29 protein-coding genes are annotated in these 26893 nt (G+C 69.5%); 14 read left to right on the top strand and 15 right to left on the bottom strand.

The genetic code is table 11. The annotated features are described in order from the left end of the window. Nucleotides 1-36 precede the first annotated feature (36 nt). From ACFU7D_RS15380 to ACFU7D_RS15345, 8 genes are all read right to left on the bottom strand, one after another. Nucleotides 37-411 carry an FKBP-type peptidyl-prolyl cis-trans isomerase gene (locus ACFU7D_RS15380; protein ID WP_378726600.1) on the bottom strand — a complete coding sequence of 125 codons (375 nt, stop codon included), beginning with the start codon at nucleotides 409-411 and terminating at the stop codon, nucleotides 37-39. Nucleotides 412-415: 4 nt separating this feature from the next. After that, a complete protein-coding gene (locus ACFU7D_RS15375; protein ID WP_378868407.1) occupies nucleotides 416-3052 on the bottom strand; it encodes a DUF4153 domain-containing protein in 2637 nt (878 codons plus the stop codon). Further along, the gene (locus ACFU7D_RS15370) at nucleotides 3049-3744 is read right to left on the bottom strand and encodes a response regulator (protein ID WP_378868405.1); all 696 of its coding nucleotides are present in this window, start codon (nucleotides 3742-3744) and stop codon (nucleotides 3049-3051) included. Before ACFU7D_RS15370 ends, ACFU7D_RS15375 begins: the two co-directional genes overlap by 4 nt. Before the next feature lie 74 nt (nucleotides 3745-3818). Further along, nucleotides 3819-4253, bottom strand: a complete 435-nt coding sequence (locus tag ACFU7D_RS15365; RefSeq protein ID WP_378868403.1) for a CBS domain-containing protein — start codon at nucleotides 4251-4253, stop codon at nucleotides 3819-3821. A 56-nt stretch (nucleotides 4254-4309) separates the two neighbouring features. Further along, on the bottom strand, nucleotides 4310-5182 hold the full coding sequence (locus ACFU7D_RS15360; protein WP_378726592.1) for an inositol monophosphatase family protein: 873 nt from the start codon (nucleotides 5180-5182) through the stop codon (nucleotides 4310-4312). A gap of 98 nt (nucleotides 5183-5280) precedes the next feature. Then, complete coding sequence (gene rsgA, locus ACFU7D_RS15355; RefSeq protein WP_378868400.1) at nucleotides 5281-6294, bottom strand: ribosome small subunit-dependent GTPase A; 1014 nt, start codon at nucleotides 6292-6294, stop codon at nucleotides 5281-5283. A gap of 7 nt (nucleotides 6295-6301) precedes the next feature. Continuing rightward, nucleotides 6302-7597 (bottom strand): 3-phosphoshikimate 1-carboxyvinyltransferase, encoded by a 1296-nt coding sequence (gene aroA / locus ACFU7D_RS15350; RefSeq protein ID WP_378868398.1) that lies wholly within the window; start codon nucleotides 7595-7597, stop codon nucleotides 6302-6304. A gap of 64 nt (nucleotides 7598-7661) precedes the next feature. Continuing rightward, entirely contained in the window at nucleotides 7662-10154 is a 2493-nt protein-coding gene (locus ACFU7D_RS15345; RefSeq protein ID WP_378868396.1) for a sigma-70 family RNA polymerase sigma factor, read from the bottom strand. A gap of 291 nt (nucleotides 10155-10445) precedes the next feature. Here ACFU7D_RS15345 and ACFU7D_RS15340 point away from each other — a divergent pair, with 291 nt between their 5' ends. From ACFU7D_RS15340 to rsrA, 5 genes are all read left to right on the top strand, one after another. After that, the gene (locus ACFU7D_RS15340) at nucleotides 10446-11168 is read left to right on the top strand and encodes a hypothetical protein (RefSeq protein WP_378868393.1); all 723 of its coding nucleotides are present in this window, start codon (nucleotides 10446-10448) and stop codon (nucleotides 11166-11168) included. A gap of 44 nt (nucleotides 11169-11212) precedes the next feature. Beyond that, complete coding sequence (locus ACFU7D_RS15335; protein ID WP_378868390.1) at nucleotides 11213-11956, top strand: SOS response-associated peptidase; 744 nt, start codon at nucleotides 11213-11215, stop codon at nucleotides 11954-11956. Between the two features lies 1 nt (nucleotide 11957). Then, nucleotides 11958-12596 (top strand): alpha/beta family hydrolase, encoded by a 639-nt coding sequence (locus tag ACFU7D_RS15330; RefSeq protein ID WP_378726580.1) that lies wholly within the window; start codon nucleotides 11958-11960, stop codon nucleotides 12594-12596. A gap of 91 nt (nucleotides 12597-12687) precedes the next feature. Then, nucleotides 12688-13332, top strand: a complete 645-nt coding sequence (locus ACFU7D_RS15325; RefSeq protein ID WP_378726670.1) for a sigma-70 family RNA polymerase sigma factor — start codon at nucleotides 12688-12690, stop codon at nucleotides 13330-13332. Next, complete coding sequence (gene rsrA / locus ACFU7D_RS15320) at nucleotides 13329-13592, top strand: mycothiol system anti-sigma-R factor (RefSeq protein ID WP_091050880.1); 264 nt, start codon at nucleotides 13329-13331, stop codon at nucleotides 13590-13592. Before ACFU7D_RS15325 ends, rsrA begins: the two co-directional genes overlap by 4 nt. A gap of 86 nt (nucleotides 13593-13678) precedes the next feature. Here rsrA and ACFU7D_RS15315 read toward each other — a convergent pair whose 3' ends face one another. Together ACFU7D_RS15315 and ACFU7D_RS15310 are read right to left on the bottom strand one after the other, a co-directional pair. Next, complete coding sequence (locus tag ACFU7D_RS15315; RefSeq protein ID WP_369797015.1) at nucleotides 13679-13753, bottom strand: 50S ribosomal protein bL37; 75 nt, start codon at nucleotides 13751-13753, stop codon at nucleotides 13679-13681. A gap of 91 nt (nucleotides 13754-13844) precedes the next feature. Further along, a complete protein-coding gene (locus tag ACFU7D_RS15310) occupies nucleotides 13845-14684 on the bottom strand; it encodes a DUF2785 domain-containing protein (protein ID WP_160027663.1) in 840 nt (279 codons plus the stop codon). An 84-nt stretch (nucleotides 14685-14768) separates the two neighbouring features. On the opposite strand from ACFU7D_RS15310, the gene ACFU7D_RS15305 reads away from it, so the two are divergent. Then, entirely contained in the window at nucleotides 14769-16259 is a 1491-nt protein-coding gene (locus tag ACFU7D_RS15305; protein WP_378868387.1) for a sensor histidine kinase, read from the top strand. A gap of 36 nt (nucleotides 16260-16295) precedes the next feature. On the opposite strand, the gene ACFU7D_RS15300 is transcribed toward ACFU7D_RS15305, so the two are convergent. Further along, a complete protein-coding gene (locus ACFU7D_RS15300; RefSeq protein WP_008362075.1) occupies nucleotides 16296-16550 on the bottom strand; it encodes a WhiB family transcriptional regulator in 255 nt (84 codons plus the stop codon). A 305-nt stretch (nucleotides 16551-16855) separates the two neighbouring features. On the opposite strand from ACFU7D_RS15300, the gene ACFU7D_RS15295 reads away from it, so the two are divergent. Continuing rightward, nucleotides 16856-17227 (top strand): hypothetical protein, encoded by a 372-nt coding sequence (locus ACFU7D_RS15295; protein WP_378868384.1) that lies wholly within the window; start codon nucleotides 16856-16858, stop codon nucleotides 17225-17227. On the opposite strand, the gene ACFU7D_RS15290 is transcribed toward ACFU7D_RS15295, so the two are convergent. The 3 genes from ACFU7D_RS15290 to sodN form a co-directional block, all read right to left on the bottom strand. Beyond that, complete coding sequence (locus ACFU7D_RS15290; protein ID WP_378726571.1) at nucleotides 17224-17973, bottom strand: SigB/SigF/SigG family RNA polymerase sigma factor; 750 nt, start codon at nucleotides 17971-17973, stop codon at nucleotides 17224-17226. The genes ACFU7D_RS15295 and ACFU7D_RS15290 overlap by 4 nt on opposite strands. 49 nt (nucleotides 17974-18022) lie before the next feature. After that, on the bottom strand, nucleotides 18023-18403 hold the full coding sequence (locus ACFU7D_RS15285; RefSeq protein WP_378726569.1) for an anti-sigma factor: 381 nt from the start codon (nucleotides 18401-18403) through the stop codon (nucleotides 18023-18025). 199 nt (nucleotides 18404-18602) lie between these two features. Continuing rightward, entirely contained in the window at nucleotides 18603-19004 is a 402-nt protein-coding gene (gene sodN / locus ACFU7D_RS15280) for a superoxide dismutase, Ni (protein WP_378868382.1), read from the bottom strand. A gap of 54 nt (nucleotides 19005-19058) precedes the next feature. On the opposite strand from sodN, the gene ACFU7D_RS15275 reads away from it, so the two are divergent. The 4 genes from ACFU7D_RS15275 to ACFU7D_RS15260 all read left to right on the top strand — a co-directional run bounded on the left by ACFU7D_RS15275 (nucleotide 19059) and on the right by ACFU7D_RS15260 (nucleotide 23595). Beyond that, nucleotides 19059-19421: a S24/S26 family peptidase gene (locus ACFU7D_RS15275; protein ID WP_378868379.1), complete on the top strand. Its 363-nt coding sequence runs from the start codon at nucleotides 19059-19061 to the stop codon at nucleotides 19419-19421. Between the two features lie 176 nt (nucleotides 19422-19597). After that, nucleotides 19598-20791, top strand: a complete 1194-nt coding sequence (locus ACFU7D_RS15270) for an NADP-dependent malic enzyme (RefSeq protein ID WP_378868377.1) — start codon at nucleotides 19598-19600, stop codon at nucleotides 20789-20791. A 120-nt stretch (nucleotides 20792-20911) separates the two neighbouring features. Beyond that, on the top strand, nucleotides 20912-21880 hold the full coding sequence (locus ACFU7D_RS15265; RefSeq protein ID WP_378868374.1) for a zinc-binding dehydrogenase: 969 nt from the start codon (nucleotides 20912-20914) through the stop codon (nucleotides 21878-21880). Nucleotides 21881-22065: 185 nt separating this feature from the next. Then, nucleotides 22066-23595, top strand: a complete 1530-nt coding sequence (locus tag ACFU7D_RS15260) for an MDR family MFS transporter (RefSeq protein ID WP_378868371.1) — start codon at nucleotides 22066-22068, stop codon at nucleotides 23593-23595. 7 nt (nucleotides 23596-23602) lie between these two features. Here the strand turns inward: ACFU7D_RS15260 and ACFU7D_RS15255 are convergent, their stop codons facing one another. Beyond that, nucleotides 23603-24238, bottom strand: coding sequence for a TetR family transcriptional regulator (locus ACFU7D_RS15255; protein ID WP_378868368.1), 636 nt, complete (start codon nucleotides 24236-24238; stop codon nucleotides 23603-23605). Nucleotides 24239-24384: 146 nt separating this feature from the next. On the opposite strand from ACFU7D_RS15255, the gene ACFU7D_RS15250 reads away from it, so the two are divergent. Genes ACFU7D_RS15250 through ACFU7D_RS15240 form a run of 3 tightly spaced genes read left to right on the top strand, consistent with a single transcriptional unit; the run spans nucleotide 24385 to nucleotide 26856 of the window. Next, complete coding sequence (locus tag ACFU7D_RS15250; RefSeq protein ID WP_378868365.1) at nucleotides 24385-25479, top strand: flavin reductase family protein; 1095 nt, start codon at nucleotides 24385-24387, stop codon at nucleotides 25477-25479. Nucleotides 25480-25501: 22 nt separating this feature from the next. Continuing rightward, the gene (locus ACFU7D_RS15245; RefSeq protein WP_378868362.1) at nucleotides 25502-26626 is read left to right on the top strand and encodes a fatty acid desaturase family protein; all 1125 of its coding nucleotides are present in this window, start codon (nucleotides 25502-25504) and stop codon (nucleotides 26624-26626) included. Nucleotides 26627-26652: 26 nt separating this feature from the next. Then, on the top strand, nucleotides 26653-26856 hold the full coding sequence (locus tag ACFU7D_RS15240; RefSeq protein ID WP_357338703.1) for a hypothetical protein: 204 nt from the start codon (nucleotides 26653-26655) through the stop codon (nucleotides 26854-26856). The last annotated feature ends 37 nt before the right edge of the window (nucleotides 26857-26893 follow it).

Raw genomic sequence — 26893 nt, 5'->3', positions numbered from 1 at the left:
CCCCGAAGGGTCACCGCCTCGCTGCCTACGTGCTGCTTACTTCTCGACCTTGACCAGGTCGCAGACGAAGATCAGGGTCTCGCCGGGCTTGATCGCGCCGCCTGCGCCGCGGTCGCCGTAGCCCAGGTGAGGCGGGATGACGAGCTGGCGGCGGCCGCCGACCTTCATGCCGAGGATGCCCTGGTCCCAGCCCTGGATGACCTGGCCGATGCCGACGCGGAAGTCGAGCGGCTCGCCGCGGTTGTAGGACGCGTCGAACTCCTCACCGGTGGACAGCGCGACGCCGACGTAGTGGACCGATACGCGGTCGCGCTCGGTGGCCTCCTCGCCGTCACCGACGGTGATGTCCGTGATGACGAGGTCGGTCGGAGGGGTGGGGTCGACGAAGTCGATCTCAGGCTTCTGGCTCATGAAATCAGTCTACGTATCGAATCTCGCTGGGGCACACCGCCGCCGCGTCGACCGACGTGGCGTAGACCGGGGTCAGGCCGTCGGCCCGCTCGCGGCCGAGGTTCCACTCCAGCCAGTCGCCCTCGCGGTCGTTGGTCCCGAGCACGCAGCTGCGCATGTCCTCGGGGAGCTTCTTCAGGGCCGGCACCGCGTCGTCGCTGAGCCCGGAGAGGAAGTCGGTGTCGATCTTCCCGGTCTCCGCGTAGCGCGAGACGTTGTGCTCGGCGATCCACGCGTCCGGGTTGATCGCGGCGATCCCGAGCAGCGCGACAGCACCACTGACCAGCGCGAACCGCCCGAGCCACAGCCCACCGGCGATGGCGCGACCGGCCACTGCGGCGACCAGCCCGGCGATCACCAGCACACCCAGCCAGGCCTCGAAGACATCGACGAGCAGGCGGAGCTGGGTGAAGCCGTACGCCTCCTGGTAGAGATGCATCCGATACAGCGCCGACCCGACGACGACCAGGGCCTCCGCGGCGAGCAGCCCGAGGGCGATCCGCAGCCACAGCCGGTCGGCCGTGGTCTCCACCGGTGCCTTGCGCGCGGCCGCCCAGATCACCAGCAGGGTCAGTGCGGTCGCGACGGTCAGCTGGCCGAACCCCTGGTGGACGTACTCGGCGTAGGTCAGTCCCGTCGTCTCGCGCAGGTAGTCCTCGCCGCCGAAGACCGCGGTCGCCTGCGCGGTCAGGAACGCGGCGAACACGGCGACCACGACACCGACCGGAGCCAGCCACTCGTAGCGGTTGGCGACGGGCTGGGACGTACGCTCGCCGCGGTCGATCCGGGGCGGGTTCACGGCGAGGTACGCAGCGGCCAGCACGATCCCGAAGACGAAGACGGTCATGAAGATCCGGGCTGCGAAGGTGTCAGGCCGTACGTCCGGCACGAACTGGTCGACCCAGCTGCCCAGCACCGCGTCGGCGGTGGTGAACAGGAGCCCGAAGATCACCAGGCCGAGCAGCGAGAGCACCGTCGTGCGGGCGACCGCCGCCCCGTGCCCCTTGCCGGAGACGCTGGTCAGCGTGCGGCCGAGCCACGGGATCCCGCGCAGCCCGGCCAGGGGCCAGGAGATCCCGGTCAGCATGATCCCGAGCAGGGTTCTCGCCCGGGTGGAGGCACACAGGATCACCGCGACCGCCGTGAGCAGGCACAACGCGACGAGCCATTCGGCGTCGCGGAGCACCGCGACCGAGGAGAGCAGCGCGAACAGGACGTAGCAGACGACCGGGAACCAGCTTCGACGCTTCTCGTTCGCCAGCATCACGACTCCGCCGGCGGCCAGCATCACGATGACGGTGCCGAGCCCGGCGTTGCGGTCGGGGATCAGGAGCCCGCCGAGCAGGCCGGCGACGACGGCGCCGATGAAGAGCCCGAACCTGCCCGCGACGCCTGAGTCGGGCCAGTAGGTGCCGAAGATGTCGTCGAGCACCGACGGGGTGGCATAGACGGCCTTGGGGTCCGTGGTCGGATTGTCGACCGGCTTGGCAAGTTCGGCGGGGTCGGCGGGTTCGGCGGGGTCGGCCGCCGGGGGAGTGGTGGACATCTGGATCTCCTCGTGGGTGGGGGTGAGATGACTGGGGCCGGGCTGATCTGGGACCACGCGTGCGGGTGGCCGCAGCGGAAGCTCGACGCGTACCCGGGCGCCCGAGGCACCGGGGAGCGGGTCGAGAAAGGCGATCGTGCCCCCGTGCAGGTCGGTGACCCACCGGGCGATGGCGAGCCCGAGCCCGGTCCCGCCGCCCTCGCCGGAGGCGCTGAGCGTGCCGAAGGGCTCGAAGACGCGCCCCCGGTCGGTGGGCGAGATGCCGGGTCCGGAGTCGAGGACCTCGAGGTGGTAGCGCTCGCCGTCGACTCCGGCGCGCACGGTGACGATGCCGCCGCGGGGACTGTGCCGGGAGGCGTTGTCGAGCAGGTTGACGACGAGCTGGCTGAGGCGATCGGGGTCCGCGTCGACGACCAGGTCGGCCGGTACGTCGATCTCGTAGGTGACCGGCCGCCCGTTGACCCGCGTCTCCGCGACGCAGGCCTCCAGCAGCGGCCCGAGCTCGACCGAGGCGGTGCTCAGCGGAGCCTTGCCGGCGTCGACACGTGCCAGGTCGAGCAGGTCCTCGACCAGCCGGCTCAGGCGCTCGGCCTGGCCGAGCGCGGTCTGCAGCGCGGCCGGGTCCGATCCGACGCCGTCGACGAGGTTCTCCAGCACGACGGTGAGAGCAGCCAGCGGCGTACGCAGCTCGTGGGAGACGTTGGCGACCAGGTCGCGGCGCTGGCGGTCGACGGCGCCGAGGTCGCTGGCCATCGTGTTGAACGCGCGCCCCAGCTGACCGACCTCGTCGGCACCGACGGCGGGCACCGAGACCGAGTAGTCACCCCGCGCCATCCGCCGCGCCGCACGCGTCATCTGCCGCAGCGGCGAGGTCATCCCCGCCGCGAGCAGCTGGGTGACGGCGAGGGCGATCCCGATCGTGACCGGGATCGAGATCCACGGCGAGACCCCGGCGACCCGCCCGACCGAACCGACGATCGCCGCCACCAGGGCGCTCGCGGCGACCAGGAGCCCGAGCTTGACCTTGATCGAGGAGACCCGCTCCAACGGGGTCATTCGTCGGCCTCGAGCGCGTAGCCGACGCCGTGCACGGTCCGCACCCGCTCGGACCCGATCTTGGCCCGCAGCCCCTTCACGTGGCTGTCGACGGTGCGCGTGCCGGAGGCGTCGTTCCAGCCCCAGACCTCGGAGAGCAGCCGCTCGCGGGTGACCACGGCGCCCGGGTCGGCGGCCAGGCAGACCAGCAGGTCGAACTCGGTCGGGGTGAGTCGGACCTCGTCGCCGTCGACCCACACCCGTCGGGCGGCCGGATCCATCCGCAGCCCGCCGATCTCAGCCGTACGCCGCGGGGCGCCCGCCAGCTCGGCAGCCCGCTCCACCCGCCGCAGGAGCGCGTTGACCCGGGCGACCAGCTCGCGGGCCCGGAAGGGCTTGGTCAGGTAGTCGTCGGCCCCGACCCCGAGCCCGACGAGCACATCGGCCTCGTCGACGCGCGCGGTGAGCATGAGCACCGGCACGGGGCGTACGGCCTGGATCCGGCGGCACACCTCGAGGCCGTCGTAGCCGGGCAGCATCACGTCGAGCACCACCACGTCCGGGGATGTCGACTCGAAGCAGGAGACCGCCCCGGGGCCGTCCCACGCCCGGACGACGTCGTACCCCTCCGCCGCGAGCCGGTCCGAGACAGCCTGGTTGATGACCGGCTCGTCCTCGACGACGAGGACCCGGCGCGTCACATGTTCTGGCACATGCTCAGGCTAGAAGCCGAAGCGGCCGGAAAGGCTGCAGAAGTTGTGCAGGTCCTGTGAAGGTCGGGCCGACCTCAGGTCTGGTGGACGTACGCCTCGAGCTGGTCGCGCTCGAAGGCGAGCTGGTCGATGCGGTGCTTGACCAGGTCGCCGATGCTGACGATGCCGACCAGGCCGCCGTCGGGGGAGACGACCGGCATGTGCCGGATCCGCCGCTTGGTCATGATCGCCAGGATCTCGTCGATGGTGGCCTCGGGGACACAGGTCTCGACCTCGGCGGTCATGATCGAGGAGACCTCGGCGGCGAGCAGCGCGTCGTTCTCGTGGAGGCGCCGGACCACGTCGCGCTCGGAGACGATCCCGGCGACAGCGGAGCTGTCGCTGCTGACGACACAGGCGCCGATGCCATGCTCGGAGAGCACCCCGAGCAGGTCACGCACGGTGGCGGTTGATGCGATCGTGACGACTTCTGCGATCGCCTTGCGAGTGAGTACGTCCGCGATCTTCATGCACCAACGGTAGCGGCCGTGACGCACGTCACGCCAGGGTCTGTTCCGGAACGTGCCTACTCGGTTCCCGGACGGCGGAACGCGGTGACCGACCCCGGCTGCGCGGCCGGCCAGTCGGCGTCGTTGTTGCCGTCGGGCAGCCCACCGAGGAACGAGAGCACGGCGTCGTGCAGGTGACCGTTGGTGGCCAGCGCGTTGCCGCCCCACGGCCCCGGGTCGCCGGCCAGCGAGGTGAACTGGCCACCGGCCTCGCGCACGATGATGTCGAGCGCGGCCATGTCGTAGAGCTCGAGCTCCGGCTCCACCGCGATGTCGACAGCGCCCTCGGCGACGAGCATGTAGGACCAGAAGTCGGAGTAGGCACGGGTGCGCCAGCAGCTGCGCATCAGCGCCAGGAAGTCCTCGAGCCGCTCGCGCTCCTCCCAGCCGTGCAGCGAGGAGTAGGACAGTGAGGCGTCCTCCAGGCGGCGCACGTCCGAGACCTGGCAGCGGGTCGACTTCATCAGCGACTTGCCGGTGTGGGCGCCCTGGCCCTTCGCCGCCCACCAGCGCCGCCCGAGCTGGGGCGCGGAGACGACCGACATCACGACCTCGTTGTCGACCGCGAGCGCGATCAGGGTCGCCCACACCGGCACGCCGCGCACGAAGTTCTTCGTGCCGTCGATCGGGTCGACGATCCAGCGGCGGCTGGACGAGCCCGAGGAACCCGACTCCTCGCCGGTGATCGCGTCGCGCGTACGCGCCCGAGAGAGCGTGCGCCGGATCGACTCCTCCACGGCCTTGTCCGCGTCCGAGACGGGGGTGAGGTCGGGCTTGGTCATGACGTGCAGGTCGAGCGCCTTGAACCGCGACGTCGACAGCGAGTCGGCGTCGTCGGCCAGCAGGTGCGCCAGCCGCAGGTCGTCGTTGAAGTCAGGAGTGCTCGCCACGAGGGTCCACTCTAGTGGTTACGGCCCCGGAGCGAACCCTCCCCAGGTAACCGGTTCCCCACGAAAACACCGCCTGGGGCATGGCAGGATCGACCAGGTCAGAGCGCGTACGTCGGCACTGACCGCGCCTCGAGCAGGCGCCGGAACGAGGCGACCCGTTCCGGATCGAGCCTGCCGTCCTCGATCGCGATGTCGAGCCCGCACTCCGGAGACTCCGCGGAGTGCGAGCAGCCGCGCGGGCACTCCGTCGTCGCCTCCTGCAGATCGGGGAAGGAGACGATGAGCCGTTCCGGCTCGACGTGAGCCAGCCCGAACGTCCGGATCCCCGGGGTGTCGATGATCCACCCGGCGTCGCCGGGCAGCGGCAGCATCAGCGCCGAGGTGGAGGTGTGCCGCCCGCGCCCCGTGACCGCGTTGACGTGCCCGACCTCCCGCCCTGCGTCGGGGACGATCGCGTTGACCAGCGTCGACTTGCCCACACCGCTGTGCCCGAGCAGGACCGACGTACGCCCGTCGAGCTCGTTCTGCAGCGCGCTCATGTCGCCGCCGCGCTGGGTCACCACCCACGGCACGCCCAGCGAGCGGTAGGTCGAGACCAGCGACTCCGGGTCGGCCAGGTCGGCCTTGGTGATGCACAGCAGCGGTTCGATGCCGGCCTCGTACGCGGCCACCAGCGCGCGGTCGATGAACCCCGTGCGCGGCTCGGGGTCGGCGATCGCGGTGACGATCACCAGCTGGTCGGCGTTGGCCACCACGACCCGCTCGACAGGGTCGTCGTCGTCGGCCGTACGCCGCAGCACGGTCTCCCGGGGCTCGAGCTCGACGATCCGGGCCAGTGCCCCCTCCGCGCCCGAGGTGTCGCCGACGACCTTCACCCGGTCGCCCACGACGACTCCCTTGCGGCCGAGCGGGCGGGCCTTGACCGCCCACACCTCGACCTCGGGTGCCTCGTCCATGACCAGCGTGAACCGGCCACGGTCGACGGTGATCACCCGGCCGAGGTCGGCGTCGTCATAGCTGGGCCGGTCCTTCGTCCGCGGCCGGGTCCGGCGCCGGGGACGGTCGTAGTGCTCGACGTCCTCGGTCCCGTAGCGCCGCTGTGCTTTCGCCATCAGGTGCTCAGAAGAGCCCAGCCCAGAAGGGCGCGAAGTCGGTGAAGGTTTTGGAGGTGGTGGTGATGTTCTCGACCAGGACGCCGTCGACGGCAGCCCCGATGATCACCCCGGCGTGGGCCATCCGGTGGTCGGCGTAGGTGTGGAACACCCCGCCGTGCAGCTGCGCCGGCCGGATGGTCAGCCCGTCGGGATGCTCGGTGACGTCGGCCCCGAGCCCACCGAGCTCCCGGGCCAGGGCGGCGAGCCGGTCGGTCTCGTGGCCACGGATGTGGCCGATCCCGGTCAGGTGCGACGGGGTCTCCGCGAGCGCGCACAGTGCCGCGACGGCCGGGGTGAGCTCGCCGACGTCATGCATGTCCAGGTCGATCCCGGTGAGCCGCTCCGGCCCGGTCACGGTGAGCCCGTCGTCGGTGACCAGCACCTCGCAGCCCATCAGCGACAGCACCTCGCGCAGCTGGTCGCCCGGCTGGTCGGTCGCCTGCGGCCAGTCGCGCACCGTCACGGTGCCGCCGGAGATCGCGGCGAGCGCCAGGAACGGTGCCGCGTTGGAGAGGTCCGGCTCGATGGTGCGGTCCAGTGCCTGGATCGGCCCCGGTGCGACCGTCCAACGGTTCGCGTCAGCGTCGTCGACCGCGACGCCGTGCTCGCGCAACATCGCGACCGTCATGTCGATGTGGGGCAGCGAGGGGACGGGCTTGCCGTCGTGGCGAATGTCCACGCCCTGCTCGTAGCGCGCACCCGCCAGCAGCAGCGCGCTGATGAACTGGCTCGAGGCCGAGGCGTCGACCACCACGGTCCCACCGGGCACGTTGCCCTGGCCGTGGATCGTGAACGGCAGCCCCTCGCCGTCGATCTCGACACCCAGGTCGCGCAGCGCGCGCAGCACCTCACCCATCGGCCGGTTGCGCATGTGCGGGTCGCCGTCGAAGGCGACCGTGCCGGTGGAGAGCGCGGCCACCGGAGGTACGAACCGCATCACCGTCCCCGCCAGCCCGCAGTCGATCTCGGCGTCGGCGCCGAACGCCCCGGGCGTCACGACCCAGTCGTCGCCGTCGGTGTCCACGTGTGACCCCAACGACGTCAGCGCCGCCGCCATCAGCAGCGTGTCGCGGGACCGAAGCGCCCGACGTACGACGCCGGGACCGTCCGCGATCGAGGCCAGCAGCAGCGCCCGGTTGGTGAGCGACTTGCTCCCCGGCAGCGACACCGTCGCCGTCACCGGCCCGTGCGCTCGGGGCGCCGGCCAGGGGTCGGCCGGCCCGTTGGCAGGGTCAGCGGAACGGTCGGTCGTCGTAGTCACAGGTCCAACTTTAGTGTCTGCGACCTGTCGAGCCTCAGTGCGTCCGTCGGCCAGGTGGATGAGATCAGCGCAGGCCGATCGCCTCGAGGAAACCCTTCCACGTCAGACCGCCCGTCTTTGCGCTGGCCTCGGACTCGGAGGCGTCGTCCTCGGGCATCTCGCTGGGAGCGCTGTCCTCGCTCGGGGCGGCCGGGCTGCCGGACGTGCTCGGGAAGCCGGGCAGGCTGGGACCGCCGGTCGGGGTCGGCACCTGGGGCACGTCGGGAGTCCCGGGCGGGGTGGGCACCTGGGGTACGTCCGGGGTCCCGGGCGGGGTGGGCACCTGCGGCACATCCGGGGTCTGTGTCGGCGTGGGCGACGGCTGCGGAGAGCTGGTGCCCGAGACGGTGGCCGAGTCGTTGTCCGGCGCGGGATCGTTGTAGCCCACGGGGGTGAGGCGCGCCGTCACGTTCCAGTCGCCTTCGGGGACGAAGTCGAGGTGGAGGACGCTGGTGCCGTTGTCCGCGCTCGTCAGGGTGCACGTGCCGGAGACGTGGCCGTCCTCGCCAGGGGCGACCTCCTGCGAGCAGGCGGACATCGACTGGTTCGGGTAGGGCTCGGCGATACCGGACGCCTCATAGGAGAAGGTCGCCTCGTAGGCGCCCTCGGGGATGCCGGAGACCGTGACCTCGACGTGCTCGTAGGCGCCGTAGGGGATGTGCGCCATCGTGAGCCCGGAGTCGTGCTCGGGTGCCGCCTCGAGAGTGAGTTCCACCGCGGCGACGTCGGTGCCGCCGTGACCGTCCTCGATCTTGTAGCTGAAGGAGTCCGAGCCGGCTTCCGTGCTCTCGTCCCTGGTGTAGCGGACCGTGCCGTCCTCGATGACCGCCGTTCCGTGCGTCGGCCCGTCGGTGATCTCGGCGATCTGGAGCGTGTCGTCGCTGTTGTCGTCGGTGTCGTTGGCGAGCACGTCGATCGTGATGGGCTCCGGCTCGGCGCCGGAGTGTGGCACGACCGCGCTGTCGCCGACGGCCTTCGGGTCGGCGTTGGGGGTGATCACGTCCACCGAGCCGGCGACGTCGCCGCCGTTGCCGTCGGTCAGGACGTAGTCGATCGTGTCGGTGCCGCGCCAGCCCACATCGGGCTGGTAGGTCACCGTGGTGACCGGCTCGTCGGCCATCCGCAGACCGCCGAAGACGGCGCCGCTGACGCCGCCCCCCTTGCCGCCCGACGGCGCACTGCCGCCCTTGGTCACGGTGCCGTGCGCCGGTGAGGCGACGGTGGCCGACTTGACGGTGAGCGGGTCGCCGTTGGCGTCGGTGGCCCCTTGGGTCAGGTCGATGACCGACTTGCCGCCGGGCGTGCCCTTCACGTCGGCGATCGGAGCAGTGATGACCGGCGCCTGCTGCGCCTGAGTGGGTGCCGGGTCGGCAGGCGGGTCGGCGGGCTGGTCCGCGGGCTGGTCCGCCGGCTGGTCCGCCGGCTGGTCTGCCGGCTGGTCTGCCGGGGGAGCGGCCGGAGGAGCGGCCGGGTCGGCGGGATCCGCGGGAGCGGCCGGGGGCGGGTCGGCAGCGGCCGGCGCCTCGGCGGCGGGCTCGTCGGCAACCGGCGCCTTCGGGGCCGGGTCACCGCCGGTGAGCGCGAAGCCGGCGACCACTGCCGCGGCAGCCGCTGCGGCGACACCCGCGCCGACCCCGACCGTGCGTCCCACCGGGTCGCCCAGCACCCAGTCCCTGGCCCGCCCGAAGAAGAGCAGCAGACCGCCCTTGGCGGCGACGCCGCTTCCGACGGCGAGATAGCCGGCACCCGCGGCGCCGAGGAGGGCAGGAGCGAGCCAAGCACCCATCCCGGAGTTGACCTCGGTGAGCTCGAGGTAGATCGCGGTGCACGGACGGCAGTCCTGCAGGTGGTCGTCGACCTTCGTCGAGTCACGCTTGGACAGACCGTTGCGGATGTAGGCGCCCAGGTTGGCGCGGGTGGTGGCGCAGGCCTCCTCGCCGGCGTCCTGCGCGTGCATCGAGATGAACGCCTGCTTGAGGCCCTCGCGCGCCCGGTAGGCGAGCGCGGAGACCGAGTTGGCCGACATCCCGAGCATCGGCGCGATCTCGGCCGGCTTCTGGCCCTCGACCTCGGTGTGCCACAGCACCTGCTGCCAGCGCTCCGGAAGCTGCTGGAACGCCTTCGCAGCGGCCTGGTTGTCGAAGCCCGACACCGCGGTGTCCTCGAACGGCACACCCGGGTCGAACGGGGTCAGGTCGTCGGTGGTGGTCAGCTTCGAGGCGGCGCGGATCTTGTCCACGTGCAGCCGGCGCAGCGAGGTCAGCAGGTAGGCGCGGAAGGCCAGGTCCGGACCGCCGCCCCGCTGCAGCACGTTGAGCACCTTGGCGAACGCCTCGGAGACGAGGTCGTCGGCGTCGCCGGGCGACACCAGCTGGCGGGCGAGGCGTCGGGCAGCCTCGACATGGCGCTCGAACAGCGTCCCGTACGCATCCAGATCACCACCACGGACAGCGGTGATCAGCTCGGCGTCGCCAGGGGCGTCGAGGGTAGGTAGAGAGGTGGGGGTCGATTCGCTCACAGCACCAGAGACGTTAGAAGGACGGAGGTATGACGCGGGTTGCGCCAACGGGAGGCATGCGCTGTGCTAACGACCGCGGAAGCCCGCACGTCACGCTCCCTCCCCGGATCTGACAACAAGTTTCGCAAAACCCAGAAAATGTGGGTCGCTACCGCGTCATGGTTGCCGATTCGGTACGTCAAGTCCATGTGCAGCGCGGTAGATCGGCGCGCGCACCACTGTATCGATGACCCAGCAATTTCGGACAAGGAACGACACCAACGCCAGGAAACACGAGAAAAGAGGTGAGTTGTGCGGCTGTTCTCCCGAGGTCGGCGTGCGCCTGCATCCACCTCGCCTGAGATCACAGAGCTCTCCGACGGGCAGCGCGCGGCGCTCCCGCCGCGCTTCGAGGCCGTCGCCGAGGCGCTCGCCGAGCACAGCAACTACGTCGCCGAGGCCTGCTGGGTCGTCGGCCATGACCTTGCCGAGTCAGGTGTGCCCCTGGGCGAGAGCCTCGAGGACCTTCGGCTGACCACGCAGGCCGTGGACGACCGCGACCCGGCGTTCGTCGAGGTGCACGCGCTGTCCGTAGCCTGGAGCGAGGCGACCCTGGGCTACCTGCACACCATCTCCTGCGCAGACCCGCTCACCGGTCTCGCCACCCTCGCGCACCTGCGAGAACGCATCTCGGACCTCTACCGGGAGGCCACGGCGCGCAGTCACGCGCTGGTCGTCACCGACGCCCATCTCCCGGGCGTCCCCGGCGGGAAGGCCGACAGCATCGCCACCGCCCGCCGGATGTCGCTGCTGGGCCAGACCGCCCGGTCGGTCTTCGCGACGGCGGCTGCCGTCGGACAGGTCGGCCACAGCCGGATGGTCGTGGTCGCCCCGCGTGACGAGACGCTGGTCAAACGGCTCGGCCTCCTCAAGCGGATGGTCGAGCACAGCGCCGACCGGATCTGGATCGAGGGACTCCCCGAGAACGACAGGTCGGCAGGCTTCCTGCTCGACGAGCTCGCCCGCGGAGCCTAGAAATACCGCCGAACACCACCGGCCCCCGGCGCTAAGGTGAACGTATGTGCGGTCGTTACGCGTCCAGCCGCCAACCCGACGAGCTGGCCGAGGAGTTCGAGATCGATGAGCTGCGCCTTCAGGAGCCGCTCACCGAGAGCTACAACGTGGCCCCGACCGACGACGTCTATGCCGTCGTCGAGCGACCTCCGCGAGAGGAGGACGCGCCCACCGAGCGCCAGCTCCGTTCCGTACGTTGGGGCCTGGTCCCGTCCTGGGCCAAGGACGTCAAGATCGGCAACCGGATGATCAACGCCCGGATGGAGACGGTGAGCGACAAGCCGGCCTATCGACGAGCGTTCGCCAAGCGGCGTTGCCTGCTCCCGGCCGACGGCTACTTCGAGTGGTACGCCACCGAGGCCAAGGACGCAAAAGGAAAGCCCCGCAAGCAGCCCTACTTCATCACCCCGAAGGACGGGGGCGTGCTGGCGATGGCCGGCCTCTACGAGCTCTGGCCCGACCCGACCAAGGCCGAGGACGACCCGGCCCGCTGGCTGTGGTCGTGCACCGTGATCACCACCGAGGCGGAGGACTCCCTGGGGCGGATCCACGACCGGATGCCGCTCATGGTGGAACCCGAGCGCTGGGACCAGTGGCTCGACCCGACGCGTCCGGGCGACCTGGATCTGCTGACCCCGGCGGCGCCCGGCCGGCTGGAGGCCTACCCGGTCTCGACGCTGGTGAGCAACGTACGCAACAACGGCCGCGAGCTCGTCGAGCCGCTGCCGATCGAGGAAGCCTGGGGATGACATGGGTGGAACCACGACGCAGATGATCGACACGCCCTACGGACAGGGGCGGCTCTACACCCGCCGGGCGCGGCGACCACAGGCGACCCTGCTGCTCTCCCACGGTGCCGGCAACGGCATCGACACCCACGACCTGATGGCGCTCAACGACGCGCTGCCGGCCCAGGGGATCACCGTGGTCCGTTTCGAGCAGCCCTGGCGGGTCAAGGGGAAGCCGGTGGCCACGCCGCCCAAGTCGCTCGACGCGGCGCTCACCCTGGCCGCCAACTGGATGCGGGTGCGCACCCCGCTGGTGGTCGGGGGCCGCTCCGCCGGAGCCCGCTCGGCGGTCCGTACGGCGCGCGGCTTCGGCGCCGCAGGGGCGCTGTGCCTGGCGTTCCCGCTGCACCCGATCGCCAAGCCGGGCATCTCGCGTGCCTACGAGCTGCTGGAGTCCAGGGTGCCGACGCTGGTGCTGCAGGGCACCCGGGACAGGTTCGGCAAGCCCGAGGAGTTCCCGGAGGGGATCGAGGTCACCCCGATCCCGGGAGCGGACCATTCCCTCGTGGTCGGCAAGCGTGGCCCGATCACGCAGGCCGACGCCGACGCGATCCTGGTCGAGTCCACCCTGGAGTGGCTGGTCCGCGAGGTCATCGTCTAGCGGGAATGTTTCTCGGCCGCCGCGGCGTTCACTCGACATGACCATCCTGCTCGAACGCCCTACGGTGAACGTGTCGCAGATGAGCGCCCCGATGCTCACGCGCGTACCCTGGGACGTGATGAGCGAAAACGAAGAGGTCGTCGACCTGGCCACCGAGACGCCCGAGGAGCGTGCGCTGCGCTTCGAGCGGGACGCGCTGCCCTTCCTCGACCAGCTCTACTCGGCGGCGATGCGGATGACCCGCAACCCGTCAGACGCGGAAGACCTGGTGCAGGAGACGTTCGCCAAGGCCTACTCCTCCTTCCACCAGTTCAAGCCCGGCACCAACCTGAAGGCTTGGCTCTACCGCATCCTCACGAACACCTTCATCAACACCTACCGCAAGAAGCAGCGCCAGCCGCAGCAGTCGATGTCCGAGGACGTCGAGGACTGGCAGCTGGCACGGGCCGAGTCGCACACCTCGACCGGTCTGAAGTCCGCGGAGATGGAGGCGCTCGAGCACCTGCCCGACTCCCAGGTGAAGGACGCCCTGCAGCGTCTCCCGGAGGAGTTCCGGCTCGCTGTCTACCTCGCCGACGTCGAGGGATTCGCCTACAAGGAGATCGCCGAGATCATGGAAACCCCGATCGGCACCGTGATGTCGCGGCTTCACCGCGGCCGGCGCCAGCTGCGCGATCTTCTCTCCGACTACGTTCGCACCAACGACCTCACCGGCGCTCGTGGAGGTGCGTCATGAGTGCCCACAAACATGACGCCTCACCCACCGACTGCGCGGACTTCCTCGAGCAGATCGTCTTCCTGATCGACAACGAGCTCGCCGCGGCCGACGCCGACCAGGTCAAGCTCCACCTGCAGAGCTGCAACCCCTGCCTGGAGACCTACGACCAGCAGCGCATCGTCAAGGCGGTCGTGGCGCGCTCGTGCACCGAGGTCGCCCCGGGCGAGCTGCGCGCGAAGATCATGGTCCAGATCCAGGAGCTCCGCACCAGGTCCTGAACCGGCCCCAGACGCGACGAGAGCCCCAGCCGATTGGCTGGGGCTCTTACGTCTTGACTGCTCTGACCTCGTGAAGAGGACAGTGGTCAGGCGTTGGGGCGCTTGCCGTGGTTCGCGCCCTTCTTGCGGCGCGCGCGGCGCTTGCGGCCAGTCTTGCCCATGATGATCTCCTCCATTGGGGTACGTGGACCCCGAGGGGCCTCGGGACAGTCTCTCAAACCCATGCGCGGGAGGGCGAATCTCGACCCGTAGTCAGGTCAGGTACGTGGCGTTCGACTTCTTCAGGGCCGCGACCACGACCAGCAGCAGGTCGCCGCGGATCTGCGGGATGTCGTTGCTGAGCGCGAGCTGGATGTAGAGGGCCCGCAGGAAGGCCTCGGCGTTGCCGGTGAGCAGGAACGGGTCGCGGTCGGGCGTCTCCGGGGTGGCGGTGGCGACGGTGACGATCCGGTTGATCCACGGCTCCATGATGTTGAGCGGGACCAGGTTGCGGCGCAGCACGGACATCGTGGCTGCCGCCAGCCGGTCGGGCTCGCCGTGGGCGTAGATGGTGTCGCCTCGGGCGAGCACCCGGTCGGCGACCACGTCGAGGATCACCGTCAGCTCGGGCTTGCCGAGGTGCTCGGAGGCGGCCAGGGTGCCGAGCGCGTCGGCGCCGCGGGCAACGGCGTGCGCCCAGCCACGCTCGGGAACGAAGGCTCGCAGGTCGCGCTCGCGCAGCAGCCAGGTGGCGATCCGGTCGCCCCACTCCAGCACCTTCTCCGCGCGGACCAGCGAGCGGGCGTTGTCACGGGCGATGCACTGAGCCAGGGCCTCGACCGAGGACGCCCGGCGGAAGACGCCGTTGTTGCCGGAGTCGCCGAGACCGACCACCAGCCCGGCCGCCATGCCGTCGCCCAGACCCCCGAGCAGGTCGTCGTAGACGCCGCGCTGGATCCACGTCGACAGGGCCGGCACGGCCAGCCCGCTGCGTACGTCCGGGTCCGGGTCGCCGAGCATCCGGGTGAGCTCGATGGTGAGGTCTCCCAGCGGCCGGTCGGTGGGTACGGCGAGACCGGTTGAATGAACCTCGCGCCAGTACGCCTCCGACATGGGGAACATCCTGCCAAACCCGGCCACGCGCCGACCACCGACCCGCGCAATGCGCATACCAAGGTCTACATCTACGCTGTCGGCGTGCCGACCCTGAGTGAGCTCGCGCAGAGCCACACCGAACTCGACAGCGAAGATGTCGAGTGGCTTCAGCTGCTCATGGCCGACTGGCAGATCCTGGCCGACCTCTCTTTCGCGGACCTGGTGCTGTGGCTGCCGGACAAGTCCGGGAACGGCTTCTGGGCGGCCGGTCAGATGCGTCCCACGACCGGTCCCACGGCCTATGTCGACGACATCGTCGGCATGTTCGTGCCGAAGGGGCGTCACGCCACCCTGGACGATGCCGTCGACGCCGGCCGGCTCGTTCGTGAGGGCGACCCGGAGTGGCGCGACGACCTCCCGGTGCGGGTCGAGACCATCCCCGTACGCCGCGCCGGCCGTATCATCGCGGTGCTGAGCCGCAACACCAACCTGCTCGGCGTACGCACGCCCTCCAAGCTCGAGCTGTCCTACCTGCAGACCGCTGCCGACCTGACCCAGATGGTGGCCAACGGCTACTTCCCGGCGGTCGGCCAGCGCAGCGACCACACCGACACCCCTCGGGTCGGGGACGGGTTCGTGCGGGTGGACGCCGACGGCGTCGTCGACTACGCCAGTCCCAACGCGCTCTCGGTCTTCCGCCGGCTGGGGCTCTCCGGCGACCTCGCCGGCCAGTCCCTGGCCGGGATGACCCGGGCCCTGGTGCCACCGCGCAAGCGCCCCGACGAGGAGACGCTGAGCGCGGTCCTCGGCGGTCGGGCGCACCGCGACACCGAGATCGACACCGGGGTGATGGCGATCATCATGCGCTCGATCCCGCTGCGGCCACGTGGCGAGGCGATCGGTGCGCTGGTGCTGCTGCGCGACGTCACCGACCTGCGCCGACGCGATCGTGAGCTCGTCACCAAGGACGCCACGATCCGCGAGATCCACCATCGGGTGAAGAACAACCTACAAACCGTGGCTGCGCTGCTGCGGATGCAGTCTCGCCGGGTCGACTCCGGAGTCGCACAGGATGCGCTGAACGAGGCCGTACGGCGTGTGGGATCCATCGCACTGGTCCACGAGATCCTCTCCCAGCAGGCCGTCGAGGAGACCGTCGAGTTCGACGAGATCGCCGACCGGCTCGCCTTGATGGTGGGAGAGGTCACCTCGGTCGGCGTCGCCGTGCGGGTACGCCGTGAGGGCTCGTTCGGGTCGCTGCCCTCGGAGGTGGCCACGCCCATGGCGATGATCGTCACCGAGCTGCTGCAGAACGCGGTCGAGCACGGCTATCGCGGCAACGGTCCGGGCGATCCCGAGACCGGCAAGATCGTGCTGTCCGTACGACAGCAACCCGCCGGGCATCTCCAGGTGACCATCGAGGACGACGGTCATGGACTACCCGACGGGTTCAGTCTCGACACATCGACAAACCTGGGGTTGTCGATCGTGAAGACTCTCGTCGAAGGCGAGCTCGGGGGCCGGCTCTCGTTGGGGCCCCGGCCGGATGGCCATGGGGCGAGAGCTGCGGTCGAGCTGCCGTTGGAGCTCTAGGTGGATCGCTAGGGGTTGATGGCCTCTAGGGGTAGGTCAGACGGCGGTGCGGACACGGGAGCGGGCGTTGCGGCGCTTCAGCGCACGACGCTCGTCCTCGCTCAGTCCACCCCACACGCCGTGGTCCTGACCGGCCTCAAGAGCCCACTGAAGACACTGCTCCCGGACGTCGCAACGCCGGCAGACCTGCTTGGCTTCCTCGATCTGGAGGATGGCCGGACCGGTGTTTCCGATGGGGAAGAACAGTTCCGGGTCTTCATCGAGACAAGCCGAACGGTGGCGCCAATCCATGGCTGGGTAGACCCTCTTTCTGACGTAGGATGGGCAAGGCCCTGGTGGTTCGAGACCCTGCGAGTCGGCACGTGGCGGGGATGTGTGAATGTCTTCACGTGCGTGCTGGTCTCTAGAGTTCCAAGAAATGGACTCCGAAACAACCCCTAACCAGTGTCTGGTTCGTCACCGGACCGTAACACTCAGTCTTCCTGGGGCTAGACAATTCGGTAACGCGGTGAGTTACCCGCAGAACCGGTGGTGTATGCTCTCGCCGCTTTCACGCCCGTGAGCCTCAGTCTACGGGGATGGCCTAGGCTGCTGAGGTGACCGCGCCGCATCGCCCCTGGACTCTTTTGCTGACCCTGATCGCCGCAGGCGTCGAGACCGTGGCGATGCTGGTGTGGGCAGCGCTGGAGTTCGTGCGCATCCCCGACGCCGCCTCGCTCACGACCGCGATCGCGGGCGGCCTGTTCTTCCTGCTCTGCGCCGCCGGCATCGGCTGGTGTGCCGCCATGCTCTGGCGACTGGAGTCGTGGGCGCGGGCGCCGTTGGTGCTCGTCCAGCTGATCGTGCTCGGCCTGGCCTGGAACCTGCGCGACGATCTGGCGATCGCAGGCGGGCTGGCCCTGGTCGCGGTCGTCGCCCTCGTCGGCATCTTCGCGCCGCCGAGCATCGCCGCGCTCGAGGAGCGCTAGTCCTCCTCCAGCGCCTTGCGCAGCTGGAGGAGCGATCGGTTGAGCAGCCGGGAGACCTGCATCTGGGAGACCCCGAGCTCGGCGGCGATCTCGGTCTGGGTCTTGTTACGGAAGAACTTCAGCATCAGCACCTGCTTCTCGTGGGCGGAGAGGCTGTCGAGCACGGGCTTGATCGACTCCCGCACCTCGACGTCGTCCAGGCGCAGGTCGTGGGCGGTCAGCGAGTCGAGCATCGGCGCGGTCTCATCGGTCTCGGAGTCGAGGGACAGCGCTGCGTACGCATTGCTGGACTCCAGGCCCTCCACGACGGTCTCGAGGCTGACCCCGAGCCGGGTGGCGAGGTCGCGGGCCGTGGGGGAGCGGCCGAGCTCCTGGGAGAGCTCGGCGGTGGCGTCGCGGAGGTTCTGCTGCAGATCGCGAAGGCGACGGGGAACGCTGACGGCCCACCGGCTGTCGCGGAAGTAGCGCTTGATCTCGCCGAGGATCGTGGGCACCGCGTACGTCGAGAACTCCACGTCGCGGGAGAGGTCGTAGCGGTCCACGGCGTTGAGGAGGCCGACGACGCCGACCTGGACGAGGTCCTCGTGCGGCTCGCCGCGACCGTAGAACTGGGAGGCGCAGTATTCGACCAGCGCCATGTTGAGGTGGACCAGCTCGTCGCGTGCGGCGGTCCGTTCCGCGTCGGGCAGGTCCGGCCCGGCGAGGGCCCTGAAGAGCTCCCGGGAGCGTGCGCGGGCGTCATCCACCTCGCTGGTGCTCCTGGACCTCGACGACCGGATCGTCTCCTGCGCCATGTCAGCGCGCGGCTCCAAGCGGGGTCGCTCCCGCGACCAAGGAGATCCTGAGCTGATCACCGTCGGGGGTGGCGGTGACCTCCCTGGCCAGCGTGGTGAGCACCTGCCAGGCGAAGCTCTCCTCGTCGATCTCCGCCTCGAGATCGCGGGTCGTGGTCACGGTGACCCCGATGGTGTCCTCGCCGAGGTCGAAGACGACGTCCAGGTCAGCGGCCTCCGCGGCGCACTCCAGGCAGATCGCCGCCGCCTCGCTGACCGCCATCCGCAGGTCCTCGATGTCCTCGAGCGTGAAGTCGAGGCGCGCGGCCAGCGCGGCCGTCGTCGTACGCAGCACGGAGACGTAGGCGCCTTCTGCAGGAAGGCGCAGCTCGACCTGGGGCATCTGGGTTGTCAGTCCTTCTGTGGGAGTCTCGATGATTATGCAACGAGACCGCTCTCTCCGGGCGGTTAACCCACCACAGCCGCCCCGAGATCGGAGCGGCTGTGGCGTACGGCTGAAACTCGAGAAGGTGTCAGGCCTTCTTGTCTTCAGATCCCGGCTGGCGCCGTGATCTGGCTTCTCGCAAGTCGGCCTTCGTGCCTCAGGCCTTCTTGGTCGCCCAGAAGATCTCGGCGATCTCGTCGATCTTGGCGAGGAGTTTGTCGGCGACCTCGAGGTCGAGGGTGCCCTTGGTGCCGGAGGCGCCGGCGAGCTTGGTGGCCTCGTTGACGAGGGTGTGGAGCTGGGGGTAGGCCTCGAAGTGCGGGGGCTTGAAGTAGTCGGTCCACAGCACCCAGAGGTGTTCCTTGACCAGGTTGGAGCGCTGCTCCTTGATGATCACCGCACGGGTGCGGAAGTCGGGGTCGTCGCTGTCCAGGGCCTTGGCGATGACGGCCTTGACGGACTCGGCCTCGATGCGGGCCTGGGCGGGGTCGTAGACGCCGCAGGGCAGGTCGCAGTGGGCCGAGACCTCGATGGTGGGAGCGAAAAGTCGCGCGAACATGCGGGTCCTCTCAAAGAGTGTTCATGTGTCCTACGGATTGCGACACTACTCCGCATGGAAGACATCGCGGCCAGGGCACCCCGACACAGCTGGGGGATGGCGAAGGTCGTAGGGGTCTCGATGGAGCCGACGCTGCGAGCGGGGGACCGGTTGTGGGTCTCCTACGGACGTACGCCGGTGCCCGGGTGCGTGGTCGTCGCCCGGCTCGCCGACGGGGCGGTCGTGGTGAAGCGGGCGGTGGAGCGGCGTACGACCGTCTCCGGGCGCTCCGGGTGGTGGCTGCTCTCGGACAACCCGGCTGCTCCCGGGGTGATCGACTCCCGTCACCGGGGGCCGGTCGCGGATGCCGACGTGATCGGCGTCGTCCTGGCCCGACTCTGGCCGAGCCCACGCATCCTGGGGCAAGTATCTGGATGAGGGCTCCAGATGAGGCCTTGATCACCTTGTAGGAAACATCAACCGCTTCCTCCGGTAGCCTGTGGGAAACTGCCATCCGGGCATCACATCCCTGTAGATGGCGCCTTGCGCGGCTCCACCCCTCGGCTCGCGTTCGACCGCCCGACGTCCGAGTCCGTAGTTTCTGGAGGCCCCCAATGACCGAGTCCACCCTGTCCACCGAGACCACCGCCTATGAAGGCGACCCGGTGTTCGAGCTTCACCGCGGCGGCAAGATGGCGATCGCGGCGACCGCATCGGTCTCCGACAAGGCATCGCTGTCGATGGCCTACACCCCGGGTGTCGCCCGGGTCTGCACCGCGATCGCCGAGAACCCGGAGCTTGCCCAGACCTACACCTGGGTGCCGAACACCGTCGCGGTCGTCACCGACGGCACCGCGGTGCTCGGCCTCGGTGACATCGGCCCGTCCGCCGCGATGCCGGTGATGGAGGGCAAGGCGGTGCTGTTCAAGGAGTTCGGCGGCGTCGACTCGATCCCGATCTGCCTGGACACCACCGACGTGGACGAGATCGTCGAGACCGTCATCCGGATGGCGCCGAGCTTCGGCGGGATCAACCTCGAGGACATCTCCGCGCCGCGCTGCTTCGAGATCGAGGACCGCCTCAAGGAGGCCCTCGACATCCCGGTCTTCCACGACGACCAGCACGGCACCGCCGTGGTCACGCTGGCCGCGCTGATGAACGCGCTGAAGCTGACCGGCCGCAACCCGGAGTCGACCCGTGTGGTCATCTCGGGTGCCGGCGCCGCCGGCGTCGCGGTCGCCAAGATCCTGCTCGAGTTCGGCATCAAGGACCTGGCCCTGCTCGACCGCAAGGGCGTCATCTCCTCGACCCGCTCGGACCTGACCGAGTCGAAGAAGGCGATCGCCGAGGTGACCGCGGACGTCACCGGCCGCACGGGGTCGCTGGCCGACGCGCTGGCCGGCGCCGATGTCTACGTCGGCGTCTCCGGCGGCACCGTCCCCGAGGAGCTCGTCGCGACCATGGCGCAGCAGGCGATCGTCTTCGCGATGGCCAACCCGAACCCCGAGATCCACCCCGACGTGGCGCACAAGTACGCCAGCATCGTCGCCACCGGGCGCTCGGACTTCCCCAACCAGATCAACAACGTCCTCGCCTTCCCCGGCATCTTCCGGGGTGCGATCGACGTGCGCGCCTCCTCGATCACCGAGGGCATGAAGCTCGCCGCCGCGCAGGCGCTGGCCGCTCTGGTCGCTGACGAGCTGTCCGCGGACAAGATCATCCCCGAGCCGTTCGACCCGCGCGTCGGCCCCGCGGTCTCCGCTGCGGTCGCCGAGGCCGCCCGGATCGACGGGGTCGCTCGCGCCTGAGTGTTCCTTCGTCAAGGTATGCAGACGAAGGCACACATCCCCGGCGGAGCTCCGCCGGGGATGTGTCCCGCGATCTGCACACCTTGATCGAGGAACCGCCCAGGTCGGTAGGGTCGGGACATGTTCGCTGCGTACGCCGAGAAGTTCTCATCCGACGATCCGATCTCCGGCCTCGTGCTGGGGGAGCGGCCCGACCCTGTCGCTCCGGACGGGTGGACGACGGTCACCGTCAAGGCGGCCTCGCTCAACCACCACGACCTGTGGTCGCTGCAGGGGGTCGGCCTCAAGGCCGAGGCGCTGCCGATGATCCTCGGCTGCGACGCCGCCGGGCTCGACGAGGACGGCAACGAGGTCGTCGTGCACTCGGTGGTCTCCTCGCCCGACTGGTCCGGCGACGAGACCCTCGATCCGAAGCGGTCGCTGCTCTCCGAGCGTCACCAGGGCACCTTCGCCGAGAAGGTCGTCGTGCCGCGACGCAACGTCGTGCCGAAGCCTGCCGGGATGTCGTTCGAGGAGGCCGCCTGCCTGCCGACGGCATGGCTGACCGCCTACCGGATGCTGTTCACCCAGGGCGGGCTCAAGGCCGGCGACTCGGTGCTGGTCCAGGGCGCCGGCGGTGGAGTCGCTACCGCGGCGATCACGCTCGCGCGGGCGGCCGGCCTGAAGGTCTACGCGACCTCGCGTGACGAGGCGAAGCAGAAGCGCGCCCTCGAGCTCGGTGCCCACGAGGCCCTGCCGTCGGGGGAGAGGCTGCCGGTCAAGGTCGACGCGGTGATCGAGACCGTCGGGCGTGCGACCTGGAAGCACTCGGTGCGCTCGCTTCGTCCGGGTGGGGCGATCATCATCAGCGGCACCACGTCCGGGGCGAACCTCGACGACGCGCTGCTGACCAACATCTTCTTCCTCCAGCTGAAGGTGATCGGCTCGACGATGGGCACCCGCAGCGAGCTGGCGAGCCTGGTCTCGCTGCTCGAGGCCACCGGCGCCCGACCGCTGATCGACCGCACCATGCCGCTGACCGAGGCCAAGGCCGGTTTCGAGGCGATGCACGCCGGTGACCTCTTCGGGAAGGTCGTCTTCACTCTGTGACGCCGGCTGTGTGACGTACGGAATATCGTTCGACTCCCCCCGGTTCTGCAAGGGACCATTGAGTGTCAGCGCCGGGGGGCTCGAAAAGTTTCTCGTGGCGTGATGTCGAAATCGGCCCCGCCCGTTCGATCTATGTATGAGAGCGGGCGGCAACGGGCCCCTGCATACGACCCGAGGAACACGTCATGACTGCTGCCGTCACACCATCACACCGTCCGATCGACGGTGAGAAGCGGCGTACGCCTGCCGTCATCACCCTGCTCGTGCTGGCCACCTTCGTGGTGATCCTCAACGAGACGATCATGCTCAACGCGATCCCGAACCTGATGAACAGCTTCGGGGTCACCGAGCACGCCGCTCAGTGGGTCTCGACCGCGTTCATGCTGACCATGGCGTCGGTGATCCCGGTGACCGGGTGGTTCCTGCAGCGGGTGACGACCAGGACGGCGTACGCGACGGCCATGGCCGTCTTCATCGCCGGCACCCTGATCTCGGCGATCGCGCCGGTCTTCGGGATCCTGCTCGCCGGCCGGGTCATCCAGGCGGCCGGCACCGCGGTGATGATGCCGCTGCTGATGACCACGCTGATGACGGTGGTCGACGAGAGCGACCGCGGCCGGGTGATGGGCAACGTCACCATGGCGATCTCGGTCGCGCCGGCGCTCGGGCCGACGATCTCCGGGCTGATCCTGGGCTTCGGCTCGTGGCGGCTGCTCTTCCTGCTGGTCCTGCCGATCGCCATCGGCGTCGCCTGGTCCGGGCTGCGCCGGCTGGAGAACGTCAACGAGCCCGCGGAGTCCAGCGTGGACTGGGCCTCCGTGGTCATCGCAGCGCTCGGGTTCGGCTCGCTCGTCTACGGGCTGAGCCGGTTCGCCGAGGGTGAGGTCGGTCTTCCGCTGGTCATCGCGGCCTTCGGGGCTCTGCTGATCGTCGGGTTCGTGCTGCGTCAGCTCCGGCTGCAGCGGGTCGGATCGCCGCTGCTCGACCTGCGCGCGTTCCTGCACCCCACCTTCACCAAGTCGCTGGTCCTGATGGCGGTCGCGTTCCTGGCGATGATGGGCTCGATGATCCTGCTGCCGCTCTACCTGCAGACCGTGCGCGGGCTCTCTCCCCTCTACACCGGTCTGCTGGTGATGCCCGGCGGTCTCGCGATGGGTCTCCTCGGGCCGACCGTGGGGCGGATCTTCGACAACTACGGTGGCCGGGTGCTCGTGATCCCGGGCTCCGTCGGCATCGTGGTCGCTCTCGGCGGGCTCTCGCAGATCTCGCTGACCACGCCCTACCTGCTCGTGCTGGTGCTGCACCTGGTCCTGATGGTCAGCCTGGCCGCCGCCTTCACGCCGGTCTTCACGCTGGGTCTCGGGTCGCTTCCCTCACACCTCTACTCCCACGGCTCCTCGATCCTGGGCACGCTGCAGCAGGTCGCGGCCGCGTTCGGCACCGCCCTGGCGGTCACCGTGATGTCCGTACGCAGCGACCAGGTCATCGACGAGGTCGGTGCCCTCGCGGCCCAGGTGAGCGGTCTGCAGGCCGCGTTCCTGGTCAGCGCCGGGCTGGCTCTGATCGTGGTCGTGATGGCCGTGCTGCTGCCGGCTCGGGCCGAGGGGCACGAGGAGCCTGTCGAGGAGCCCGCCGGGGAGCCCGAGGCGGATCTCGACGCCGAGCTGGCCGAGCTGTGCGAGCACGGGCGCGAGCCCGCGGTGTGCGGCTGCTGAGTCGGTCCTACGACTCCGAGCGCCACTGATAGACGCCGATCAGCAGCATCCTCAGCTGGGCGCGCACGGTGGCGACGATCTGCTCCTCCTGCTCGGGACGGGAGGTGGAGAGGATCTGCTCCGCGGTCGCGACCAGGACGGTCACGAACAGCGACGAGAGCACGTGCAGGTCCTTGGCCGTCCAGGTGTCGGTGCCGGTCATCAGCGCCAGGTCGGTGGCGAGCTCGCGCTCGCAGAGCTCGATCTCGCGCCGGATGGCCTCACGCACCGAGCGTGGCCCGGCGACACGCTCGCGGGCGATGAAGCCGAAGTGGTCGCGGCGCCGGTGGACGTGGTCGACGAGGGCATCGATCGAACCATCGACGACATCCTTGTCTGCCCGCGCGTTGCGGCGTACGTCGCGGAAGAGGTCGCGCAGCGAGTCGAAGGACTCCTCGACCAGCGCCAGCCCGAGCGACTCGATGGAGTCGAAGTGGCGGTAGAACGCGGTCGGGACGATGCCGACCTGTTTGGCGACCTGGCGCAGCGAGAGCGCCGTCAGCGAGCTGTCGGTGCACAGCTCCAGCGTCGCGTCCAGGATCGCTCGCCGGGTCCGGAGCTTGCGCTCCGCACGGCTCTCCGGCTCCGCACCCGTCTCGATCACCAGACCATCCTAGGCGCAGCGGCCGGCGGACTGTCAGGTGCACACCTGTACACCGTGATCTGGACCACGTCCGTGGTGTCTTGACGCGTGCTGTGGTGACCCGCCATGGTTGTCGGTGTACAGATGTTCACTGAAAGGCGAAACACATGGCACTCGACCTCGGCGGCCGGATCCTCCGCTCCCGCACGGTTGCGGCGCTCGCCTCACCGCACGGCATCGACCGCTACCTGACCCAGATCGACCCGATGCTGGCCGCGCACGAGGTGCGCGCCCGCATCACCGACATCCACCCGGAGGTGAGCGCGCCCGGCGCGCCCCGGGTGGCGACCGTGACGCTCCAGCCCACCTCGACCTGGCGCGGCCACCGTGCCGGCCAGCACGTGACTGTCGGCATCGACACGGGGGAGGGGCGGCGTACCACCCGCGTCTTCACCGTCTCCAACACCGAGGGCAAGCCGGGTGAGCCGCTCACGATCACGGTGCGCGCCCACGACGACGAGCACGCGACCCCCTACAGCATCTCCAAGTTCCTGACCGAGCGGGCCACCGTCGGCACGCTGGTGCACCTGTCCCAGGCCGAGGGCGACTTCGTCCTCCCCGACCGCGTGCCCGAGCACATCGTGCTGATCTCCGGCGGCTCCGGCATCACCCCGGTGATGTCGATGCTGCGCTCCCTGCAGCGGCGTACGCACCGGGGCATGGTCACCTTCCTCCACTGGGCCCCCAGCGCCGACCGCCAGATCTTCGCCGACGAGCTCGAGGAGATCCGTCACCAGGGCCACGGCGTCGACCTGCACATCCTCCACACCGCCGACGGGGCGCCCTACCTCTCCCCGGCGCTGCTCTCGAAGCTGGTCCCGGGATATCGAGACCTGCCGACCTGGGCGTGCGGGCCGGCGTCGCTCATCGAAGCGGCGCAGGCTGCGTACGACGGCACCGAGTCGCTCCAGGTGGAGTACTTCAAGCCGCCCAAGAACGCCGGCGTGGCCGGCGGCGAGATGGAGTTCGCGCGCACCGGCAAGACCGTCGCCAACGACGGCGCCACGATCCTCGATCAGGCCGAGGCCGCGGGGCTGGCCCCCGAGTCCGGCTGCCGGATGGGGATCTGCTTCTCCTGCACGACCAACAAGAGCTCCGGACGGGTCCGCAACGTCCTCACCGGCGAGACCTCCGAGCTCCCCGACGAACAGATCCGGATCTGCGTGAGCACGCCCGAGGGCGACTGCTCCGTGGACCTCTGATACCTCTCTCAAGGAGACCCCCATGACCACCGTTGAGAACACCGGCAACCGCCGCCTCTCGGCCGAGGAGCTCGAAGCCTTCGGTGCCGAGATGGACGCGATCCGCCAGCGGATCGTCGCCGACCTGGGCGAGAAGGACTCGGCGTACATCTACGACATCGTCAAGAAGCAGCGCGCCTTCGAGCTCGCCGGCCGCGCGCTCTTCTACCTCCCGGTCATCGGCTGGGTTCCGGCCGTCGCCTGTCTGTCGATCTCCAAGATCCTCGACAACATGGAGATCGGGCACAACGTCATGCACGGCCAGTACGACTGGATGGGCGACCCCGACCTCAACTCGCGCATGTTCGAGTGGGACAACGTCTGCCCCTCCGACCAGTGGAAGTACTCCCACAACTACATCCACCACACCTTCACCAACGTCCTCGGCAAGGACCGCGACATCGGCTACGGCATCCTGCGGATGGACGAGGACCAGAAGTGGCACCCCTACTTCCTGGGCAACCCGGTGTACGCCTTCCTGCTGATGGTCTTCTTCGAGTGGGGCGTCGCGATGCACGACCTCGAGGTCGAGAACATCGTCGCCGGCAAGCGCAAGATGTCGGACAACGCCGAGCTGCACCGCGGCCTCATGAAGAAGGTCAAGCGCCAGGCGCTCAAGGACTACGTCCTGTTCCCGCTGCTCACCGGTCCGCTGGCGCCGCTGACGTTCCTCGGCAACGGTGTCGCGAACCTGGTCCGCAACATCTGGGCGTTCAACATCATCTTCTGCGGCCACTTCCCGGCCGGCGTCGCCACCTTCTCGCAGGAGGAGTGCGAGGACGAGACCCAGGGTCACTGGTACTATCGTCAGCTCCTCGGCTCCGCCAACATCACCGGCGGGCGGACCTTCCACATCATGTCCGGGAACCTGTCCCACCAGATCGAGCACCACCTCTTCCCCGACCTCCCCGCCCGCCGCTATCCGGAGATCGCCGAGGAGGTCCGCGAGATCTGCTCGCGTTATGGGCTCGCCTACAACACCGGTCCGCTGCACCAGCAGCTGTGGGGCGTCTTCAAGAAGATCTGCAAGTACGCCCTCCCCGACCGCAAGCGCCCCGTCGCCGACCGCGTCCAGGCCGCTCCTGCTCTCGAAGAGGTCGCGGCATGACGCCTGAACAGCCACAATGGGTTGTCATGGAGCCCGAGCTGAGCAAGAACGAGATCCGCAAGGATGTCGCGCAGAGCGCCGTCGAGGTCACGGCGACCACCGTCGGTCAGGTCGCGGTCATCATCACCGGCGCCGTACGTGACGTGGCCGGTGCCATCGGCGGCATGGCGACCGAGCTCTTCGAGCTCCGCGCCGCGGCTAAGCGAGCCGAGAAAGACCTCGCCGAGTAGGCACCCCCGTCGGCCGAGGCGTCACTCAGGTCGGTCG

The organism is Nocardioides sp. NPDC057577, assembly GCF_042801335.1.
Lineage (GTDB): Bacteria > Actinomycetota > Actinomycetes > Propionibacteriales > Nocardioidaceae > Nocardioides.
Note: the sequence above shows the minus strand (reverse complement) of the source record. Positions and strands in the feature narration are given on the sequence as shown.

What these genes read in the sequence shown, in the direction of transcription:
- rsgA (WP_378868400.1), bottom strand. Translation starts at nt 6,294, where the DNA reads ATGGCGAAAGCACAGCGGCGCTACGGGACCGAGGACGTCGAGCACTAC.
- ACFU7D_RS15240 (WP_357338703.1), top strand. Translation starts at nt 26,653, where the DNA reads ATGGAGCCCGAGCTGAGCAAGAACGAGATCCGCAAGGATGTCGCGCAG.
- ACFU7D_RS15285 (WP_378726569.1), bottom strand. Translation starts at nt 18,403, where the DNA reads ATGCCCCAGGTCGAGCTGCGCCTTCCTGCAGAAGGCGCCTACGTCTCC.
- ACFU7D_RS15330 (WP_378726580.1), top strand. Translation starts at nt 11,958, where the DNA reads ATGGGTGGAACCACGACGCAGATGATCGACACGCCCTACGGACAGGGG.
- ACFU7D_RS15265 (WP_378868374.1), top strand. Translation starts at nt 20,912, where the DNA reads ATGTTCGCTGCGTACGCCGAGAAGTTCTCATCCGACGATCCGATCTCC.
- ACFU7D_RS15250 (WP_378868365.1), top strand. Translation starts at nt 24,385, where the DNA reads ATGGCACTCGACCTCGGCGGCCGGATCCTCCGCTCCCGCACGGTTGCG.
- ACFU7D_RS15325 (WP_378726670.1), top strand. Translation starts at nt 12,688, where the DNA reads ATGCTCACGCGCGTACCCTGGGACGTGATGAGCGAAAACGAAGAGGTC.
- rsrA (WP_091050880.1), top strand. Translation starts at nt 13,329, where the DNA reads ATGAGTGCCCACAAACATGACGCCTCACCCACCGACTGCGCGGACTTC.
- sodN (WP_378868382.1), bottom strand. Translation starts at nt 19,004, where the DNA reads ATGTTCGCGCGACTTTTCGCTCCCACCATCGAGGTCTCGGCCCACTGC.
- ACFU7D_RS15260 (WP_378868371.1), top strand. Translation starts at nt 22,066, where the DNA reads ATGACTGCTGCCGTCACACCATCACACCGTCCGATCGACGGTGAGAAG.
- ACFU7D_RS15335 (WP_378868390.1), top strand. Translation starts at nt 11,213, where the DNA reads ATGTGCGGTCGTTACGCGTCCAGCCGCCAACCCGACGAGCTGGCCGAG.
- ACFU7D_RS15245 (WP_378868362.1), top strand. Translation starts at nt 25,502, where the DNA reads ATGACCACCGTTGAGAACACCGGCAACCGCCGCCTCTCGGCCGAGGAG.
- ACFU7D_RS15365 (WP_378868403.1), bottom strand. Translation starts at nt 4,253, where the DNA reads ATGAAGATCGCGGACGTACTCACTCGCAAGGCGATCGCAGAAGTCGTC.
- ACFU7D_RS15375 (WP_378868407.1), bottom strand. Translation starts at nt 3,052, where the DNA reads ATGACCCCGTTGGAGCGGGTCTCCTCGATCAAGGTCAAGCTCGGGCTC.
- ACFU7D_RS15380 (WP_378726600.1), bottom strand. Translation starts at nt 411, where the DNA reads ATGAGCCAGAAGCCTGAGATCGACTTCGTCGACCCCACCCCTCCGACC.
- ACFU7D_RS15275 (WP_378868379.1), top strand. Translation starts at nt 19,059, where the DNA reads ATGGAAGACATCGCGGCCAGGGCACCCCGACACAGCTGGGGGATGGCG.
- ACFU7D_RS15270 (WP_378868377.1), top strand. Translation starts at nt 19,598, where the DNA reads ATGACCGAGTCCACCCTGTCCACCGAGACCACCGCCTATGAAGGCGAC.
- ACFU7D_RS15310 (WP_160027663.1), bottom strand. Translation starts at nt 14,684, where the DNA reads ATGTCGGAGGCGTACTGGCGCGAGGTTCATTCAACCGGTCTCGCCGTA.
- ACFU7D_RS15300 (WP_008362075.1), bottom strand. Translation starts at nt 16,550, where the DNA reads ATGGATTGGCGCCACCGTTCGGCTTGTCTCGATGAAGACCCGGAACTG.